The following is a 17990-nucleotide window of genomic DNA, read 5'->3' as shown; positions in this document are numbered from 1 at the left end:
GAAAAGAGGTGTCAACATTGAAAGGTATCTTAGGAAAAAAACTCGGTATGACTCAAGTGTTTACTCCAGAAGGTAATGTAATTGCCGTTTCGGTTATCGAAGCTGGACCTTGTGTGGTACTGCAAAAGAAAGACCTGAATATCGACGGATATGAAGCAGTGCAGTTGGGATTTTCCGATAAAAAGGAAAGCCGCTCCAACAAGCCTGAGCAGGGTCACGCCAAAAAGGCAAATGCAACACCTAAGCGCTACGTTCGTGAAATTCGCGGTGTTGACCTCGGGTCTCTCGAGGTTGGACAAGAACTGAAGGCTGATATCTTCACTGAAGGCGAATTTGTTGACGTAACTGGCACAACTAAGGGTAAAGGATTCCAAGGTGTTATCAAACGTTGGGGCCAAAGCCGCGGACCAATGGCTCACGGATCGCGTTATCACAGAAGACCGGGTTCCATGGGTTCCATTCAAGCTAACCGTGTTCCTAAGGGTAAACGCCTGCCAGGACATATGGGTCACACAACTGTAACGGTTCAAAAGCTTGAAATCATCAAAGTAGACGTAGAACGTAACGTGTTGCTGGTTAAAGGCGCGATTCCGGGCCCTAAAAACAGCTTCGTGAAAGTTAAAGAAACCGTAAAGAAATAATTACTGAAGAAAGGAGGAACATGAAATGCCAAAAGTAACACTTTTTAATATCAGTGGTAACGAAGTTGGCGAAGTTGAACTGAGCGATACAGTATTCGGTATTGAACCGAATGTGCATGTCCTGCACGAAGCTGTGCTTATGCAGAGAGCTTCCCTGCGTCGTGGTACACACAAAGTAAAAGGACGTTCTGAAGTGCGTGGCGGCGGACGTAAGCCTTGGAAACAAAAGGGTACAGGTCGCGCTCGTCAAGGCTCCATCCGTTCTCCACAATGGAAAGGCGGCGGCGTTGTCTTCGGACCAACACCACGCAGCTATTCCTGGAAATTGCCTAAGAAGGTTCGCCGTTTGGCCATTAAATCCGCTCTGTCCTCGAAAGTCATCGGGAATGACATTATCGTATTGGATAGCCTGACTATGAATGCTCCGAAGACGAAAGAATTCGCGGCAATTCTGAACAATCTGAAAGTGGGCAGCAAAGCTCTGATCGTAGCTCCTAGCTATGACGACAATGTAGCTCTTTCCGCTCGTAACATCCCTGGGGTGAAATTCCTGGCGGCTGACGGCATCAATGTTCTTGACGTACTGACGTACGACAAACTGATTATCACTAAAGAAGCAGTTCAGAAGGTAGAGGAGGTGTTCGCGTAATGAAAGATCCTCGTGATATTATCAAACGTCCGGTGATTACGGAACGCACATCCGAATACATGAGCGAATTGAAATACGCTTTTGAAGTGGATATCCGTGCTAACAAGACCGAAATCAAAAAAGCTGTTGAAGCTATTTTTAAAGTGAAAGTAGTTAGTGTGAACACAATGCGCGTACCTGGCAAACTGAAACGTTATGGCAAATATTCTGGTTACACTCCAGAGTGGAAAAAAGCCATTGTTAAGCTTAGCCCGGACAGCAAACCGCTCGAATTTTTTGAAGCGGTAGAATAAATTCTGTGAAGTAAGGAGGGAAATATAGTGCCAATCAAAAAGTACAAACCGACCTCTCCGGCAAGACGCGCAATGTCCGTGTCTACGTTTGAAGAAATCACAACAAACCAGCCAGAGAAATCGTTGCTTGCGCCTCTGAGCAAAAAAGCAGGACGCAACAACCAAGGTAAAATTACGGTTCGTCACCATGGCGGCGGACACAAACGTAAATACCGTATCATCGATTTCAAACGGACTAAAGACGGCATACCAGGTAGCGTTGCTACAATCGAGTATGACCCGAACCGTACATCGAACATTGCTTTGATCCACTATGCTGATGGAGAGAAACGTTATATCATCGCTCCTAAAGGCCTCAAAGTTGGGGATAAAGTAGAGTCCGGCCCTGCTGCGGATATCAAAATTGGTAACAGCCTTCCCCTGGAAAACATTCCGGTAGGTACAGTTATCCACAATATCGAGTTGAAACCAGGCAAAGGCGGACAACTGGTTCGCGCTGCTGGTACAGAAGCTCAGCTGCTCGGTAAAGAAGAAAAATACGTTTCCGTTCGTCTGAACTCCGGTGAAGTACGCAGAATCCTCAGCGTATGCCGTGCAACGATCGGTTCCGTAGGTAACGAAGATCATGAATTGATCAAAATCGGTAAAGCCGGACGCAGTCGCTGGCTCGGCCAACGTCCTGAAGTACGCGGTGTTGTCATGAACCCGAACGATCACCCGCACGGTGGTGGTGAAGGCCGCGCTCCAATCGGACGGAAATCGCCTATGTCTCCTTGGGGCAAACCAACCCTCGGCTACAAAACGCGTAAGAAAAATAAGGCATCTGATAAATATATCGTTCGCCGCCGCACAAAATAAGACGCTTCTGGTAAGTCAGCTTAACGCGAAGCGTCGATTCGCGGTTTGAAGAACCGGATGAAGGGAGGATTCATACATGGGTCGCAGTTTAAAAAAGGGGCCGTTTATCGATGGCTACCTGCTGAAAAAAGTTGAGGAATTGAACGCGGCAGATAAGAAAGTCGTAGTTAAAACCTGGTCCCGTCGCTCAACTATTTTCCCTCAGTTTATCGGACATACGTTTGGTGTATATGACGGCCGCAAACACGTGCCTGTATACGTAACGGAAGATATGGTAGGGCACAAGTTGGGCGAGTTCGCGCCAACACGTACTTACAAAGGCCATGCGGGTGACGATAAGAAAACCAGAAGATAATTAAGGTCTTCGTTTGAGAGGAGGGAAAACAATGGAAGCAAAAGCACATGCAAGATCGGTGCGGATTTCCGCTCGCAAAGCGAAACTGGTTGTTGACTTGATTCGCGGCAAGCAAGTGGGGGAAGCAATTGCAATTCTTCGCCACACTCCAAAATCCGCTTCTCCGGTAGTTGAGAAACTGCTTAACTCGGCGATTGCCAATGCTGAGCACAACTATTCTATGGACGTGAACAGTTTGTTTGTTAGCGAAGTTTTCGTTAACCAGGGTCCTACTATGAAACGTTTCCGTCCGCGCGCCATGGGCCGTGCAAGCCGGATCAATAAACGTACCAGCCACATTACTTTGGTGGTATCTGAGAAATAAGGAGGGATAACACGTGGGTCAAAAGGTAAATCCAGTCGGACTCCGAATCGGTATTATTCGCGATTGGGAATCTAAATGGTATGCAGGCAAAGATTTCGGTACTCTTTTAATGGAAGACGTCAAAATCCGGGAATACCTTAAAGGTAAGTTGAAGGATTCCTCTGTTTCCCGCATCGAGATTGAAAGAGCGGCAAGCCGGGTGAATGTTACAATTCACACTGCCAAACCAGGTATGGTAATTGGTAAAGGCGGAGCTGAAGTAGAAGTACTTCGCAGCGCAGTTACAACTATCGCTGGCGGCAAAAAAGTGCACATCAACATCAATGAAATCAAACACCCTGAGTTGGATGCTATTCTGGTTGCTGAGAGCATTGCACAACAATTGGAGCGTCGCGTATCGTTCCGTCGTGCACTGAAACAAGCGATTCAAAGAACTATGCGTTCCGGCGCAAAGGGAATCAAAACTCAAGTAGGCGGACGTCTTGGCGGCGCTGAGATTGCCCGTTCAGAAGGTTATAGCGAAGGAACAGTTCCACTTCATACGCTTCGTGCCGATATCGACTACGGAACGGCTGAAGCACATACAACTTACGGCCGTATCGGTGTAAAAGTATGGATCTACCGTGGAGAAGTTCTTCCCCCAGCTAAGAAACAAGCTGCTCAGGAAGGAGGCAACTAATCATGTTGGTACCAAAACGCGTTAAACACCGCAAGCAACAACGCGGTCACATGAAGGGTATGGCAAAAGGCGGTACTGAACTCAACTTCGGTGAATTCGGTCTGCAAGCTCTGGAACCTTCTTGGATTACTAACCGTCAGATCGAAGCTGCCCGTATCGCAATGACACGTTACATCAAACGTGGCGGTCAGGTTTGGATCAAGATTTTCCCAGATAAGCCGATTACTCAGAAGCCTCTCGAGGTTCGTATGGGTAGTGGTAAAGGTAACGTTGAGAAATGGGTAGCTGTAGTTAAACCGGGCAAGATTATGTTCGAACTCGGAGGCGTGTCGGAAGAAATCGCTCGTGAAGCGATGCGTCTTGCCGCTCACAAGCTGCCTGTTAAGACTAAGTTTGTGAAACGTGAAGAATTGGGTGGTGAAGCAAATGAAAGCTAATGAACTTCGCAACTTAACCACTGCCGAGATTGAACAGAAGATCGCTGGTTTCAAAGAAGAACTCTTCAATCTCCGTTTTCAATTGGCAACTGGCCAACTGGATAACCCGACTCGGATTCGTGATGTGCGCAAGGAAATAGCTCGTGCTAAAACCGTTATCCATCAAAGAGTACTTGGGATCAGTTAAGTGACGGCGGATTCTTAATCCGTAATCAGGAAGGAGGCTAACTATGAGCGAAGAACGTAATGCACGTAAAGTGCTGATCGGTAAAGTAGTCAGCGACAAAATGGATAAAACCATCGTAATTGCTGTTGAAACCTATAAAAAGCATAATTTGTACCACAAACGCATCAAGTCCACGAAGAAATTCAAGGCACATGATGAAGAAAATGTTGCAAAAATCGGTGATATCGTGAAAGTCATGGAAACTCGTCCATTGTCCAAGGACAAACGCTGGAGACTGGTTGAAGTGGTAGAAGCAGCGGTTATCATCTAAGACGACCTATGAAGCTTGATCGGAAGGAGGAAATTAATAATGATTCAACCATTTACACGTTTGCATGTGGCTGACAACTCTGGTGCGAAGGAACTGATGTGTATCCGCGTACTGGGTGGTACTGGACGCCGTACAGCAGCAATCGGTGATCTGATCGTTTGTTCCGTTAAACAAGCAACACCAGGCGGCGTTGTCAAAAAAGGTGATGTTGTTAAAGCGGTAGTCGTACGTACCAAACGTTCCGTTCGCCGTAAAGATGGATCTTACATCGCATTCGACGAAAATGCAGCTGTTGTTGTTAAAGACGACAGAAGCCCGCGCGGAACACGTATCTTCGGACCAGTTGCTCGCGAACTTCGCGATAAAGACTACATGAAGATCGTTTCCTTGGCACCGGAAGTAATCTAAAGGAAATGTCCCAAAAAGTGTCATAGGAGGTGTAATAAATGCCTAGAGTGAAAAAAGTTCTGGAATCCCATAACAATAAACTGCATGTGAAAAAAGATGATGTGGTGCTTGTGATCAGCGGGAAAGACAAAGGTAAAAAAGGCCGTGTCATCGCTGCTTATCCTCGTGAAAATCGCGTCCTGGTCGAAGGCGTGAACATGGTGAAAAAACACCAAAAGCCGAACCAGTTGAATCCACAGGGTGGAATCATCGAGCAGGAAGCTTCGATTCATGTGTCTAACGTAATGCACATTGATCCGAAGAGCGGTAAGGTTACACGTATTGGTTACAAAGTGCTCGATAACGGTAAGAAGGTTCGGGTAGCTAAGAGATCCGGAGAGATTATCGACTAATACAGTCCCAAAGAAAGGAGGTAAATCTTCATGGCGGCAAGAATGAAAGAACGTTTTCTGAATGAAATTACACCTGCTTTGATGCAGAAGTTCAACTATACAACTGTTATGCAAGTGCCTAAGATCGAGAAGATCGTCATCAACATGGGTGTGGGTGATGCTGTTCAAAACTCCAAAGTACTTGATGCTGCAGTAAACGATATGCAACTGATCGCTGGTCAAAAGCCGGTAATCACCAAAGCAAAAAAATCCATCGCCGGTTTTAAACTGCGCGAAAATATGCCGATCGGGGTTAAAGTAACACTGCGCGGAGATCGCATGTATTACTTCCTGGACAAATTGCTTAACGTAACTCTTCCACGCGTACGTGACTTCCGTGGGGTTTCGTCTAAATCATTTGACGGTCGCGGTAACTATACACTTGGTCTTAAAGATCAATTGATTTTTCCCGAAATCGAATATGATAAAGTAGACAAAGCACGCGGTATGGACATCGTTATCGTAACAACTGCTAAGACGGATGAGGAATCCCGCGAGCTTCTGGCTCAGCTGGGAATGCCTTTCACAAAATAAGGACGGTTCATCCATTTCTCCGAAAATGTTTAGGAGGTGTCAGGCTAAGTGGCAAAAACTTCAATGAAAGTTAAACAACAACGCGAGCCCAAGTTCAAAGTGCGTGCATATACACGTTGCGAGCGTTGCGGTCGTCCACATTCGGTACTGCAAAAGTTCAAAATTTGCAGAATTTGTTTCCGTGAGTTAGCTTATAAAGGCCAGATTCCTGGCGTGAAAAAAGCAAGTTGGTAAGAAGTTTATAAACGGGAAGGAGGTTTACACAAATGACTATGTCTGATCCTATCGCAGATATGCTTACTCGTATTCGTAACGCCAACACTGTGCGTCACGAGACAGTAGAAATGCCTGCTTCGACAATGAAGAAACAAATCGCGGACATTCTGAAGCGTGAAGGTTTCATCCGTGATGCTGAATTCGTTGAAGACAGCAAACAGGGGATTATCCGTATCTTCTTGAAATACGGCCCGAACCAGGAGCGCGTTATCTCCGGTCTTAAAAGAATCAGTAAACCAGGCCTTCGCGTTTACACGAAGAGCAATGAAGTGCCTCGTGTACTCGGCGGCCTTGGAATCGCGATTATCTCCACATCTAAGGGAGTTATGACCGACAAAGAAGCTCGTCAGTCTAAATCGGGCGGAGAAGTTGTCTGCTACATTTGGTAATAAACGTCACAAGATAAGGAGGTGCAACACATGTCTCGTATTGGTCGCAAACCAATCGCAGTACCTAGCGGTGTAGATGTCACTTTAGACAACACCGTTATTACAGTAAAAGGTCCTAAAGGCACTTTGACTCGTGAGCTTCATAAAGACATGAAGGTTACAGTTGAAAATAACGAAATCACCGTTGTTCGCCCGTCGGACAACAAATTGCATCGTTCACTTCACGGCACAACCCGCTCCGTTGTCAACAACATGGTTAGCGGTGTGACTGAAGGTTTCTCGAAATCTCTGGAGCTGGTTGGGGTCGGATATCGTGCAAGCAAATCCGGAGATAAAATCGTACTGAACGTTGGCTACTCCCACCCGGTAGAAATTACACCGGAAGCAGGCATTGAGTTTGAAGTTCCTGCGAACACCAAGATCATCGTTAAAGGGATCGACAAAGAACGTGTTGGCGCATATGCTGCCAAAATCCGTTCCGTACGCGAACCTGAGCCGTATAAAGGTAAAGGTATCAAATATGAAGGCGAGCGTATCATCCGCAAGGAAGGTAAAGCCGGTAAGAAGAAATAATCGGCTGAGTCTTAATTGTAAGATACCCCGTGCATCTTAAAGTGAAGCTGTTTACGGCAAACTGAAGGGAGTGAAAGGGAAGTCATGATTACAAAAGAGGATAAAAACAAGGCTCGTCTCAAAAGACACCTGCGTGTTCGCAAGAAAATTCAGGGGACTGCTGAGCGTCCGCGTTTGAACGTGTTCCGTTCTTCGAAACACATCTACGCTCAACTGATCGATGACGTGACAGGCGTTACAATCGTATCTGTCTCGACACTGGATAAAGATCTGAGCGCTACTATCGGGAATGGCGGCAGCGTTGAAGCTGCAAGCAAAGTAGGTCAATTGATCGCTGAGCGCGCCAAAGAAAAAGGTTATGCTGTGGTTGTATTTGACCGCGGAGGATACTTGTACCATGGACGGATTCAAGCTTTGGCTAACGCAGCTCGCGAAGCTGGTCTTGAATTCTAGAATATTTCTAAAAGGAGGTTAACGACTTGCGTATAGATCCGAACAGTTTAGAGCTGACAGAAAGAGTTGTACACATCAACCGTGTAGCAAAAGTTGTAAAAGGCGGACGCCGTTTCAGCTTTAGCGCACTTGTTGTTGTGGGCGACGGCAACGGCTATGTCGGTGCAGGTATCGGTAAAGCCGGCGAAGTTCCGGACGCCATCCGCAAAGGCATTGAAGACGCCAAGAAAAACCTGATTCACATTCCAATCGTAGGAACTTCGATTCCCCATCTGGTTACTGGACATTTCGGCGCAGGACGCGTGTTGCTGAAACCAGCATCGGAAGGTACTGGCGTTATTGCCGGCGGTCCTGTTCGTGCGGTATTGGAATTGGCAGGCGTTGGCGACATCTTGACAAAATCTTTGGGTTCTTCGAATTCCATGAACATGGTCAATGCAACTTTGGAGGGACTTTCCCGTCTGAAACGCATTGAAGAGGTCGCGAAGCTTCGCGGCAAATCTGTCGAAGAATTGCGCGGTTAAGGAGGGGAACGTCAATGGCAAAATTGCAAATCACCCTCGTACGCAGCGTGATTGGACGTCCGGAAACACAACGTGTTACTGTTAAGACGCTCGGCCTGCGTAAAACCAATTCGTCCGTAGTTCACAATGATACTCCTGCAATTCGCGGGATGATCAACAAAGTGAGCCACTTGTTGTCTGTTACTGAAATTGAAGGCTAAACGCCTCGCATAAATTAACAAAAATAAGGAGGTGCAAACGATGAAGTTACATGAACTTGCTCCAGCTCCTGGTTCACGCAAAGAACGCAACCGCGTTGGCCGTGGTCCAAGTAGCGGGAACGGTAAAACTTCCGGCCGCGGTCATAAAGGGCAAAACTCCCGCTCCGGCGGTGGTGTTCGTCCGGGCTTCGAGGGGGGACAGAACCCGCTCTATCGTCGTCTGCCTAAACGTGGTTTCATCAATCCTACCCGTAAAGAGTATGCGATTGTGAACCTGGAAGATCTGAACAGCTTTGCTGAAGGAACTGAAGTGACTCCGCAGTTGCTGATTGAAACTGGTGTTGTCAAGAATTCCAAAAGCGGCATTAAGATTCTCGGTAATGGCGAGCTAGCCGTTAAATTGACTGTACAAGCAAATAAGTTCTCTCAATCTGCGGTAGAGAAAATCGAGGCTGCCGGCGGTAAAACCGAGGTGATCTAATGTTCAAGACGCTTAAGAATATATGGCATGTTGAAGATTTGCGCAAAAAGATCCTGTTTACCCTGTTTGTTCTGATCATTTACCGCATCGGTTCGTTTGTACCGGTTCCCGGTGTGAACAAAGAAGTACTGGAATCAACAAATCAGAGCGGTGATGCTTTGATGGGTCTTTTGAACACCTTCTCGGGCGGAGCGCTCAAAAACTTCTCAATCTTTGCGATCAGCATTTACCCGTACATTACCGCATCCATCATTGTGCAATTGCTGTCGATGGATGTTATTCCTAAGTTTGCCGAATGGGCCAAACAAGGGGAGCACGGAAAAAAACAACTGGCGCAAATTACCCGTTACGGCACCGTAGTACTCGGTCTGATTCAAGCTTTTGCTACATCGATCGGGTTTAACCGGATATATGGAACTGAGATGATTCCAAATGCAACCTTTGCGGATTACCTGCTTATCGCGATCATACTGACAGCGGGGACATCGTTCCTGATGTGGCTGGGTGAGCAGATAACAGAAAAGGGAATAGGAAACGGGATTTCGATCCTGATTTTTGCGGGCATCGTCGCCGCCATCCCGGGATATATTACCACTACGGCACAGTCAAGCTTTATTCAGCCGGATCAGGTGTTCCTGAATATTCTTAAAGTCGTTATTGTTCTGATCGTGATTGTAGCGATTATTACAGGGGTTATCTTTGTACAACAAGGTATCCGGAAAATCCCTGTACAATATGCTAAACGAGTGGTCGGTAACAAAATGTACGGTGGACAGAATACGCACATTCCGCTTAAAATCAATGCGGCAGGTGTAATTCCGGTTATCTTCGCCGTATCACTGCTACAATTTCCAATTGTAATATCGAGTTTCTGGGCAAGTCATGAATGGGCTAAATGGGTCACTGCTAATCTTTATTATGATAAGCCGCTCGGCATGCTCCTTTACGTGATCATGATCATCGGATTTACGTTCTTCTACACGTTCGTTCAGATGAATCCGCAGCAAATGGCTGATAACATGAAGAAAAACGGCGGCTACATTCCAGGCATTCGTCCAGGTAAAGCGACTGAGAAATATCTGACCCGGGTAATGTCCCGTCTGACTATGTCAGGTGCGATTTTCTTGGCTCTGATCTCTGTCCTTCCGGTATTCTTTGGTAACTTGTCTGGTCTGCCCCGTTCGGTCAAGATTGGTGGTACCTCACTATTGATCGTAATCGGTGTAGCACTGGATACGATGAAGCAGATCGAGAGCCAACTGATCAAACGCCATTACAAAGGCTTCATCAATAAATAGTCGATAGGTTCCGGCGAAGCATGGACGCTCAGACTTCCCGGCACCTATTGTGCTGTTTCTTGCTTGGTGGCGAACTTTTGGGGGGAGAAGAGAATCGTGAACATTTTATTCATGGGCCCTCCTGGGGCAGGCAAGGGGACACAAGCAGCTGTAGTTGTAAAAGAACTCGGTATTCCTCATATTTCGACAGGGGACGCCTTCCGCTTGGCAATCAAGCAAGGAACACCTGTTGGACTTAAGGCCAAATCTTATATCGATCAAGGCTTGCTTGTACCTGATGATGTGACCATTGGAATTGTTGAAGAACGGCTGCAGCAGTCCGATTGCGAAAAAGGTTTTTTATTGGATGGCTTTCCAAGAACCCTTTCGCAAGCGGAAGCGCTGGAAGATATCCTAAGCCGCTTGAACCGTTCGCTGGATCATGTAATCAACTTGAATGTGGACCGTGGACTGCTGATGGCGCGTCTTACCGGGCGCCGGATCTGTACCGTTTGCGGAACATCCTACCATCTGATTTTTAACCCGCCGAAGCAAGAAGGCATTTGCGACATTGATGGCGGTGCATTGTATCAACGTCCGGATGACAACGAAGAGAGCGTAGGCAAGCGCCTGGACGAGTATGATAATAAGACAGCGCCTCTGCTTGCGTTTTATGACAATAAAGGTCTTTTGCGTCAGGTGAACGGGGAAAACGAAATCAATGTCGTTTCTTCCGAAATCGTATCTTTGCTGCGGGGTTAATGTAATGATCATTTGTAAATCCGAACAGGAACTTGCCTTTATGAGGGAAGCTGGACGAATTGTTGCCGAGAGCCACCGTCTGATCGCTGAGGCTATCCAGCCAGGCATTACGACAGGAGAACTCGACAGAATTGCCGATCAATACATTCGCAGTCAAGGTGCTGTGCCGTCTTTCAAAGGTTACAACGGTTTTCCTGCCAGCATTTGCGCTTCAGTCAACGAACAATTGGTGCACGGATTTCCGGGTAAGCGTAAACTGATCGAAGGCGATATTGTTACGCTGGACATTGGTGCAGAGTACCGCGGTTATCACGGTGATTCCGCCTGGACCTACGGGGTGGGCAGCATTTCCGAAGAGGCTCAGCGTTTGCTGGACGTCACGGAAGGCTCCTTGTACGCGGGACTGGCGTTAATCAAACCAGATGTGCGCTTGTTTACAATCTCCCACGCCATTCAGCAATACATTGAGGATGCCGGATTCTCCGTCGTGCGCGAGTATGTTGGGCATGGCATTGGGGCAGAACTGCATGAAGAACCGCAAATTCCGAATTATGGCATAGCGGACCGCGGACCACGTCTGAAGCCGGGTATGGTACTCGCGATTGAGCCGATGGTGAACGCAGGGGACAGATATGTCAGAACGCTGGAAGATAACTGGACGGTCGTTACGGTAGACGGTTCATTGTGTGCTCACTTTGAACATACAGTAGCTGTTACCCCGGACGGCATGGAAATTTTCACAAAACTGAATGCGTAGGTGATCTTCGTGAATACTGGGAGCAGCCCGCAGATTGGTCAAATCGTGAGAATTCTCAAAGGCAAAGATGCCGGAGAGGCTGCCGTTGTTATCGCAGTTGTTGATAGCAGATTTGTATATATTGCAGATGGGGACAAACGCAAGTTTGATGCGCCGAAGAAGAAGAATATTCAGCATTTGGAGCTCATACCCTTCATCAGCAGTGAGATTGTAGACAGTTTGGAAGAAACCGGCCGGGTGACGAACGGAAAACTGCGTTTTGCAGTCATGAAGTACGGTAAGCCTGCTGGAAAAAGTGCTAATGAGAAAGGAGACTAACTGTGGCTAAGGAAGATGTCATTGAAGTGGAAGGTACGGTCATTGAGCCGTTGCCGAATGCAACGTTTAAGGTAGAGCTTGAGAACGGTCATCAAATACTTGCCCATGTGTCCGGGAAATTGCGGATGCACTTTATCCGTATCCTAACCGGGGACAAAGTGGTCGTGCAGTTATCGCCTTATGATTTGTCTAAAGGCCGTATAACTTACCGTAAATAGATGGGAACTACAACAAAAGTTTTGCTTCGCAAAACTTTGAGGAGGTAATTAACATGAAGGTAAGACCTTCTGTAAAGCCCATTTGCGAAAAATGCAAAGTCATCCGCCGCAAAGGGACTGTTATGGTAATTTGCGAAAATCCGAAACACAAACAAAAACAAGGTTAAGAAGGGGGTGTAGCGTAAAATGGCTCGTATAGCTGGAGTGGATTTGCCACGTGATAAACGCGTTGAGATCGCCTTGACTTATATTTTCGGAATCGGTAAAACGACTTCCCAGAAAATTCTTAATGAAACAGGCATTGACGTTAACACACGTGTCCGTGATTTGACGGAAGATGAAGTCAGCAAACTGCGTGAAACGATCGACAAGCAAGTTAAGGTTGAAGGTGACCTGCGTCGTGAAATTTCCTTGAATATTAAACGTCTTACTGAGATCGGCTGTTACCGCGGTGTTCGCCACCGTCGTGGATTGCCTGTTCGCGGTCAACGTACCAAAACCAATGCTCGTACCCGTAAAGGCCCGCGTCGTACTGTAGCAAACAAAAAGAAATAAGAAGAGGTGATAAGAGACAATGGCTAAACCGAAAAAAGTCGTACGTACCAAACGTCGCGACCGGAAAAATATCGAGTCTGGCGTGGCACACATCCGTTCCACGTTCAACAACACTATCGTTACGATCACGGATCCTCACGGAAATGCAATTTCCTGGGCAAGCTCCGGCGGTCAAGGATTCAAAGGTTCCCGTAAGTCGACTCCATTTGCAGCACAGATGGCAGCCGAATCTGCTGCAAAAGCAGCTATGGAACACGGCATGAAGTCCGTTGAAGTTATGGTAAAAGGACCGGGCGCGGGCCGCGAAGCAGCCATCCGTTCCCTTCAGGCCGCTGGCCTTGAAGTAAACCTCATTAAAGACGTAACTCCGGTTCCTCACAATGGATGCCGTCCGCCGAAACGTCGCCGCGTATAGTGAAATCAGAATTGTGATTGTGGTATAATTCTGACGCATCTGCTAATAATAGGTGTTTAGGCATACTACATGATGCACCTGATGGGGTGACAGTTTCATATAGGAGCGACGTTTGAAGGAGGGGTACACTCGTGATAGAAATCGAAAAGCCGAAGATTGAGACCGTAGAAGCCAATGATGAAGGAACCTATGGGAAATTCGTAGTTGAACCGCTGGAACGTGGATATGGCACGACTCTGGGGAACTCGCTTCGCCGGATCCTGCTTTCCTCCCTTCCGGGAGCCGCAGTGACTTCGGTCCAAATTGACGGCGTTCTGCATGAGTTCTCGACCGTTCCTGGCGTAATGGAAGATGTGACGGAGATCATTCTGAACCTTAAAGCTCTTTCTCTGAAGATTCATTCAGACGAAGAGAAAGTGTTCGAGATTGATGCTGAAGGTGAAGGCATCGTTACCGCAGGTGATATCCGTGCGGACAGCGATGTTGAGATCCTGAACCCGGATCTTCATATTGCAACGCTGGGACCTGGCGCGAGACTTCACATGCGAATTTTTGCAGGCCGCGGCCGCGGTTACGTCCAAGCGGACCGTAACAAGCGCGACGATCAGCCCATCGGCGTTATTCCGGTGGATTCCATCTATACGCCTATCTCCCGTGTGAATTACGGCATCGACAACACTCGTGTCGGTCAAGTGACCAACTACGACAAGCTGACGATGGAAATTTGGACGGATGGCAGTATTAGACCGGAAGAGGCTGTAAGCCTGGGAGCCAAAATTTTGAACGAGCACCTCGTTTTATTCGTAGGTCTTACGGATGAAGCGAAAGACGCCGAAATTATGGTTGAAAAAGAAGAAGACAAAAAAGAAAAAGTGCTTGAGATGACAATCGAAGAGCTTGATCTTTCTGTTCGTTCTTACAACTGCCTCAAACGTGCCGGTATTAATACCGTACAAGAGCTGACTACGAAAACTGAAGAAGATATGATGAAGGTCCGCAACCTGGGCCGCAAATCTTTGGAAGAAGTTCAAGAGAAGCTTGAGGAACTGGGACTGGGACTCCGTACAGAAGAATAGCTGGCAGATTGCTTGAGTAAAGGAGGGAAAACAAATGGCATACCAAAAATTGGGCCGTGATTCCAGTGCGCGCAAAGCGTTGTTCCGCGACATGGTAACGGATCTGTTTCTTTATGAGCGCATTCAGACAACAGAAGCTAAAGCGAAGGAAGTCCGTTCCATCGCTGAAAAGCTGATCACTAAAGCGAAAAAAGGCGATCTTCATGCTCGCCGTCAAGTCGCTGCATTTGTTCGTCGCGAGACTGTAGATGGTGAGCAGGATGCAATCCAGAAATTGTTCGCTGATATTGCTCCTCGTTACACAGAGCGTCCAGGCGGATACACTCGTATCCTGAAGCTGGGACCTCGCCGTGGCGACGCTGCGCCTATGGTTTATCTTGAATTGGTAGACCGCGCGTAGGATCACAAGTTATGATTTCCGGATGTACCCCTTAACGCACATGCTTATAATAGTATGGGCAGAGAAGTATTAACGTTATTGTGCTGCAGGGGCATTTCAGCCCTGCTGTACAATATCCGCGGGAATCACCTTGTATAGAGTAGAAGGAGCTCCCGCCGGGGCTCTTTTTTAATGTCGAACAGCTGTTGCAGTATGGAAACGGTGAAAGGAAGAACGGAATGCGTAATCTGTTGATGAAGGTCAATTATGACGGCACCCGCTATGATGGCTTTCAGACCCAGCCTCAGGGCAATACGATTCAAGACCATCTGGAACATGCCATTCTCCATCTAACCGGCGAGGCGCTTAAGATCACGGGCTCAGGACGGACAGATGCGGGGGTGCATGCCTATGGCCAGCCGTTCAATTTCCTGACTGCTTCTAAAATTCCGCTAGAGCGGTGGTGTCTGGCTCTGAATGCCAGGCTGCCGCAGGATATCGTAGTCACTGAGGCACGGGAGGTTTCGCTTGACTTCCACTCCCGCAGAGGAGCTAAGCGCAAAACTTACCGTTATACGATTAGCGGCAACCGGTTCCCGGATCCGTTCCAGCGGCGCTGGCAGTATCATCATCCGGTCAAGCTGGACATTCCTGCAATGCAGCAAGGTTTGGCCCATATCATTGGTACCCATGATTTCACGTCGTTCGCGTCTAGAAAGTCTACGAAGACTTCTCATGTCCGGACGATTTTTGAGGCCCATATGGAGATAGACCATAGTATGTGCCGGAACGGGACTGCAGACCAGGGAGTGATTCATACCTATATTACGGGCAGCGGCTTTTTGCAGCATATGGTCCGCATAATAATGGGGACGCTGATACATGTGGGTGAAGGCAAAATCCGTGCGGAGGCGGTTGCAGATATTCTTGCAGCCTGTGACCGTGCAGCGGCGGGGCCTACGGCTGTAGCTCAGGGATTGGCACTGTGGAGCGTGGAATATGACGAGGCAGGGCTATAGGGTTCATCGCATTTATTTTTTCTGAAAAATATGCATTGAATATTTAGAAATCACTTGCGCTAGTTATGTTTATGCTGTAATATAAAAGTTGTGTTTTCTTGATGGCTATCCCACAGCCCCGATCAAGGAAATGCCAAAACCAAGCTTTTTTTAACTCACATAATCGTAATTTAATGAGAACTTAGATATACGAAACAGATGATTTTCGTACGAGAACAAGGAGGAAACATTCATGCGTACCACCTATATGGCGAAGCCGAACGAAGTTGAACGCAATTGGCACATTATTGATGCCGAAGGCAAAACACTTGGTCGTTTGGCCAGCGAAGCCGCTGCTTTGATCCGTGGCAAACACAAACCGCAATTCACTCCACATGTTGATACTGGAGATTTCGTAATTGTTATCAACGCTGAGAAGATTCACCTGACCGGTAAGAAATTGCAAAACAAGAAATACTACCGTCACTCGATGCACCCAGGCGGCTTGAAAGTTACTGTTGCTGAGGATCTGCTGAAAACCAAACCTGAACGTGTCATTGAATCCGCCGTACACGGCATGATTCCTAAGACTCGCCAAGGGGATCACATGAAGCTGAGACTCAAAGTATATGCAGGCGCTGAGCATCCACATGCAGCACAAAAACCTGAAGTTTACGAACTTCGCGGATAAGAATAGAGGAGGACAGTTTCATGGCACAAGTACAATACTATGGGACAGGTCGTCGTAAACATTCGGTAGCACGTGTTCGCCTTGTACCGGGTGAAGGACGCATTGTCATTAACAAACGTGAGATGGACGAATATTTCGGTGTGGAAACATTGAAGATGATCGTAAAACAACCTTTGAACCTGACTGAAACACTGGGCAACTACGATGTAATCGTTCTTGCACATGGTGGTGGCATTTCGGGTCAAGCTGGCGCAATCCGTCATGGGATTTCCCGTGCATTGCTCAAAGTTGATCCTGAATACCGCGGTGCACTGAAGAAAGCCGGCTTCCTGACTCGTGACCCACGTATGAAGGAACGTAAGAAATACGGCCTCAAGGCTGCACGTCGTGCGCCTCAGTTCTCGAAACGTTAATATCTTTTGGATATCAAGCCTCTGGCCCTTTGGGTCAGGGGCTTTTGATTATTTTTAAGAAAACCGGCATCTTTCAAAATACTCCAAAAACATTTCTCCGTTACACTACAGATATCCCGAGTTAGTATGTATCATAATCATTCATGCCTCGTTGGCCCTGCCGGATTACCGGTGGGGCACTTTTTTATTCAGAAACCCCTGGGCACCGGTGGTGCTCCAAGTCTGTCCATAACTTTCACCCAAAATGGATAAAACCATTGACTTCAGCCCTGAATGCCTTATACTATTCCATATAAGATTAGTTGGAATTAGCGGAATTGAATGTTTTGTGAGATACCTGGATGGAGGAATAGAACAATGAACTTATTGGAAAAAGAAGCTTTAATTAAAGTCAAAGCTGAAGAATTGGAACATGCAGCACCGGAAGAAATCATCCGCTGGGCCGTAGAGACCTTTCCTAATATAACCTTTGCCTGCAGCTTCGGTGCCGAAGATGTAGTACTCGTAGATATGATTCAGAAGGTTAGCCCATCAACAGACGTCTTTTATCTGGATACGGATTTTCACTTTAAAGAAACATATGAAACTAGAGATGTCATGGCTGATAAATACGGTATGGAATTTGTCCGTGTATCACCGCAGATTACTCCGGAAGAACAAGCTGTCCAGTACGGCGAGGCATTGTGGAATACCGATCCCAACCAATGCTGCGCGATCCGTAAGGTAGAGCCCCTAACCCGTATTCTGTCGCAGTATGATGCATGGATTACAGGAATCCGACGTGACCAGGCACCAACCCGCGCCAATGCCAAAAAAGTCGAATATGACAATAAGTTCGGTCTTGTTAAGTTTAATCCAATTGCCAGCTGGACTTCCGAGGATGTCTGGAACTATATCCGTGAGAACAATGTCGTTTACAACCCGCTGCATGACCGCAATTTTCCGAGTATTGGATGCGAACAATGCACACGGGCAGTTATGCCGGGTGAAGATCCGCGTGCGGGCAGATGGTCAGGCTCAGATAAAACAGAATGCGGATTGCATAAATAAGAACAGAATTTGAATTGCACAGAAGGAGAGAGCGCATAA

At 47.2% G+C, this 17990-nt stretch carries 34 protein-coding genes; all 34 read left to right on the top strand.

Annotated elements, in window-relative coordinates; translation table 11 throughout:
- Positions 1–17: 17 nt before the first annotated feature.
- The 34 genes from rplC (at position 18) to PGRAT_RS27800 (ending at position 17951) form a co-directional block, all read left to right on the top strand.
- Positions 18–641, top strand: coding sequence for a 50S ribosomal protein L3 (rplC, locus tag PGRAT_RS27960; protein WP_025706588.1), 624 nt, complete (start codon positions 18–20; stop codon positions 639–641).
- 25 nt (positions 642–666) lie between these two features.
- Positions 667–1290, top strand: a complete 624-nt coding sequence (gene rplD / locus PGRAT_RS27955; RefSeq protein ID WP_025706587.1) for a 50S ribosomal protein L4 — start codon at positions 667–669, stop codon at positions 1288–1290.
- Positions 1290–1583 (top strand): 50S ribosomal protein L23, encoded by a 294-nt coding sequence (rplW, locus tag PGRAT_RS27950; protein WP_019908225.1) that lies wholly within the window; start codon positions 1290–1292, stop codon positions 1581–1583. Before rplD ends, rplW begins: the two co-directional genes overlap by 1 nt.
- 27 nt (positions 1584–1610) lie before the next feature.
- The gene (rplB, locus tag PGRAT_RS27945; protein ID WP_020427065.1) at positions 1611–2441 is read left to right on the top strand and encodes a 50S ribosomal protein L2; all 831 of its coding nucleotides are present in this window, start codon (positions 1611–1613) and stop codon (positions 2439–2441) included.
- 76 nt (positions 2442–2517) lie between these two features.
- Positions 2518–2796 carry a 30S ribosomal protein S19 gene (rpsS, locus tag PGRAT_RS27940; RefSeq protein ID WP_019908227.1) on the top strand — a complete coding sequence of 93 codons (279 nt, stop codon included), beginning with the start codon at positions 2518–2520 and terminating at the stop codon, positions 2794–2796.
- Positions 2797–2827: 31 nt separating this feature from the next.
- Positions 2828–3160: a 50S ribosomal protein L22 gene (gene rplV, locus PGRAT_RS27935; protein WP_019908228.1), complete on the top strand. Its 333-nt coding sequence runs from the start codon at positions 2828–2830 to the stop codon at positions 3158–3160.
- A gap of 13 nt (positions 3161–3173) precedes the next feature.
- Entirely contained in the window at positions 3174–3839 is a 666-nt protein-coding gene (rpsC, locus tag PGRAT_RS27930) for a 30S ribosomal protein S3 (protein WP_019908229.1), read from the top strand.
- A gap of 2 nt (positions 3840–3841) precedes the next feature.
- Complete coding sequence (rplP, locus tag PGRAT_RS27925; protein WP_020427064.1) at positions 3842–4276, top strand: 50S ribosomal protein L16; 435 nt, start codon at positions 3842–3844, stop codon at positions 4274–4276.
- The gene (gene rpmC / locus PGRAT_RS27920) at positions 4266–4463 is read left to right on the top strand and encodes a 50S ribosomal protein L29 (RefSeq protein ID WP_019908232.1); all 198 of its coding nucleotides are present in this window, start codon (positions 4266–4268) and stop codon (positions 4461–4463) included. The genes rplP and rpmC overlap by 11 nt, the downstream gene beginning before the upstream one ends.
- Before the next feature lie 43 nt (positions 4464–4506).
- Complete coding sequence (rpsQ, locus tag PGRAT_RS27915; RefSeq protein ID WP_020427063.1) at positions 4507–4773, top strand: 30S ribosomal protein S17; 267 nt, start codon at positions 4507–4509, stop codon at positions 4771–4773.
- A 39-nt stretch (positions 4774–4812) separates the two neighbouring features.
- Positions 4813–5181, top strand: coding sequence for a 50S ribosomal protein L14 (gene rplN, locus PGRAT_RS27910; RefSeq protein ID WP_019908234.1), 369 nt, complete (start codon positions 4813–4815; stop codon positions 5179–5181).
- 38 nt (positions 5182–5219) lie between these two features.
- On the top strand, positions 5220–5573 hold the full coding sequence (gene rplX, locus PGRAT_RS27905; RefSeq protein ID WP_019908235.1) for a 50S ribosomal protein L24: 354 nt from the start codon (positions 5220–5222) through the stop codon (positions 5571–5573).
- Positions 5574–5603: 30 nt separating this feature from the next.
- Positions 5604–6146, top strand: a complete 543-nt coding sequence (gene rplE, locus PGRAT_RS27900) for a 50S ribosomal protein L5 (RefSeq protein ID WP_025706585.1) — start codon at positions 5604–5606, stop codon at positions 6144–6146.
- Between the two features lie 48 nt (positions 6147–6194).
- The gene (locus PGRAT_RS32855) at positions 6195–6380 is read left to right on the top strand and encodes a type Z 30S ribosomal protein S14 (RefSeq protein ID WP_036589425.1); all 186 of its coding nucleotides are present in this window, start codon (positions 6195–6197) and stop codon (positions 6378–6380) included.
- Positions 6381–6412: 32 nt separating this feature from the next.
- Positions 6413–6811, top strand: coding sequence for a 30S ribosomal protein S8 (gene rpsH / locus PGRAT_RS27895; RefSeq protein WP_019908239.1), 399 nt, complete (start codon positions 6413–6415; stop codon positions 6809–6811).
- 30 nt (positions 6812–6841) lie between these two features.
- The gene (rplF, locus tag PGRAT_RS27890; RefSeq protein ID WP_025706584.1) at positions 6842–7384 is read left to right on the top strand and encodes a 50S ribosomal protein L6; all 543 of its coding nucleotides are present in this window, start codon (positions 6842–6844) and stop codon (positions 7382–7384) included.
- A gap of 84 nt (positions 7385–7468) precedes the next feature.
- A complete protein-coding gene (gene rplR, locus PGRAT_RS27885; protein WP_025706583.1) occupies positions 7469–7837 on the top strand; it encodes a 50S ribosomal protein L18 in 369 nt (122 codons plus the stop codon).
- 26 nt (positions 7838–7863) lie between these two features.
- Complete coding sequence (gene rpsE / locus PGRAT_RS27880; RefSeq protein ID WP_019908242.1) at positions 7864–8361, top strand: 30S ribosomal protein S5; 498 nt, start codon at positions 7864–7866, stop codon at positions 8359–8361.
- Between the two features lie 14 nt (positions 8362–8375).
- Positions 8376–8561, top strand: a complete 186-nt coding sequence (gene rpmD, locus PGRAT_RS27875; protein WP_019908243.1) for a 50S ribosomal protein L30 — start codon at positions 8376–8378, stop codon at positions 8559–8561.
- A 40-nt stretch (positions 8562–8601) separates the two neighbouring features.
- Positions 8602–9042, top strand: a complete 441-nt coding sequence (gene rplO, locus PGRAT_RS27870; RefSeq protein WP_020427058.1) for a 50S ribosomal protein L15 — start codon at positions 8602–8604, stop codon at positions 9040–9042.
- Complete coding sequence (gene secY / locus PGRAT_RS27865; RefSeq protein ID WP_025706582.1) at positions 9042–10340, top strand: preprotein translocase subunit SecY; 1299 nt, start codon at positions 9042–9044, stop codon at positions 10338–10340. The genes rplO and secY overlap by 1 nt, the downstream gene beginning before the upstream one ends.
- Positions 10341–10436: 96 nt before the next feature.
- Positions 10437–11081, top strand: a complete 645-nt coding sequence (locus PGRAT_RS27860; protein ID WP_025706581.1) for an adenylate kinase — start codon at positions 10437–10439, stop codon at positions 11079–11081.
- 4 nt (positions 11082–11085) lie between these two features.
- Positions 11086–11838 (top strand): type I methionyl aminopeptidase, encoded by a 753-nt coding sequence (map, locus tag PGRAT_RS27855; RefSeq protein ID WP_025706579.1) that lies wholly within the window; start codon positions 11086–11088, stop codon positions 11836–11838.
- Positions 11839–11847: 9 nt separating this feature from the next.
- Positions 11848–12156, top strand: coding sequence for a KOW domain-containing RNA-binding protein (locus PGRAT_RS27850; protein WP_025706578.1), 309 nt, complete (start codon positions 11848–11850; stop codon positions 12154–12156).
- A 2-nt stretch (positions 12157–12158) separates the two neighbouring features.
- Positions 12159–12374, top strand: a complete 216-nt coding sequence (gene infA / locus PGRAT_RS27845) for a translation initiation factor IF-1 (protein ID WP_018753971.1) — start codon at positions 12159–12161, stop codon at positions 12372–12374.
- A 53-nt stretch (positions 12375–12427) separates the two neighbouring features.
- Entirely contained in the window at positions 12428–12541 is a 114-nt protein-coding gene (gene rpmJ, locus PGRAT_RS27840) for a 50S ribosomal protein L36 (protein WP_003322638.1), read from the top strand.
- 19 nt (positions 12542–12560) lie between these two features.
- Positions 12561–12929: a 30S ribosomal protein S13 gene (gene rpsM, locus PGRAT_RS27835; RefSeq protein ID WP_025706577.1), complete on the top strand. Its 369-nt coding sequence runs from the start codon at positions 12561–12563 to the stop codon at positions 12927–12929.
- Positions 12930–12948: 19 nt separating this feature from the next.
- On the top strand, positions 12949–13344 hold the full coding sequence (gene rpsK, locus PGRAT_RS27830) for a 30S ribosomal protein S11 (RefSeq protein WP_019908251.1): 396 nt from the start codon (positions 12949–12951) through the stop codon (positions 13342–13344).
- A 131-nt stretch (positions 13345–13475) separates the two neighbouring features.
- Positions 13476–14420, top strand: a complete 945-nt coding sequence (locus PGRAT_RS27825; protein ID WP_025706576.1) for a DNA-directed RNA polymerase subunit alpha — start codon at positions 13476–13478, stop codon at positions 14418–14420.
- A 34-nt stretch (positions 14421–14454) separates the two neighbouring features.
- The gene (gene rplQ, locus PGRAT_RS27820; protein WP_020427051.1) at positions 14455–14820 is read left to right on the top strand and encodes a 50S ribosomal protein L17; all 366 of its coding nucleotides are present in this window, start codon (positions 14455–14457) and stop codon (positions 14818–14820) included.
- Positions 14821–15038: 218 nt separating this feature from the next.
- The gene (truA, locus tag PGRAT_RS27815) at positions 15039–15818 is read left to right on the top strand and encodes a tRNA pseudouridine(38-40) synthase TruA (protein WP_025706575.1); all 780 of its coding nucleotides are present in this window, start codon (positions 15039–15041) and stop codon (positions 15816–15818) included.
- Between the two features lie 232 nt (positions 15819–16050).
- The gene (gene rplM / locus PGRAT_RS27810; RefSeq protein WP_020427049.1) at positions 16051–16488 is read left to right on the top strand and encodes a 50S ribosomal protein L13; all 438 of its coding nucleotides are present in this window, start codon (positions 16051–16053) and stop codon (positions 16486–16488) included.
- 20 nt (positions 16489–16508) lie between these two features.
- Positions 16509–16901, top strand: a complete 393-nt coding sequence (gene rpsI, locus PGRAT_RS27805; protein ID WP_025706574.1) for a 30S ribosomal protein S9 — start codon at positions 16509–16511, stop codon at positions 16899–16901.
- A 357-nt stretch (positions 16902–17258) separates the two neighbouring features.
- Positions 17259–17951, top strand: a complete 693-nt coding sequence (locus PGRAT_RS27800; protein ID WP_025706573.1) for a phosphoadenylyl-sulfate reductase — start codon at positions 17259–17261, stop codon at positions 17949–17951.
- Positions 17952–17990 lie beyond the last annotated feature (39 nt).

It is taken from the genome of Paenibacillus graminis, assembly GCF_000758705.1.
Classification (GTDB): Bacteria; Bacillota; Bacilli; order Paenibacillales; family Paenibacillaceae; genus Paenibacillus_AQ; species Paenibacillus_AQ graminis.
The sequence above is the reverse complement of the archived record's forward strand: the minus strand, read 5'-3'. Positions and strand labels throughout refer to the sequence as shown.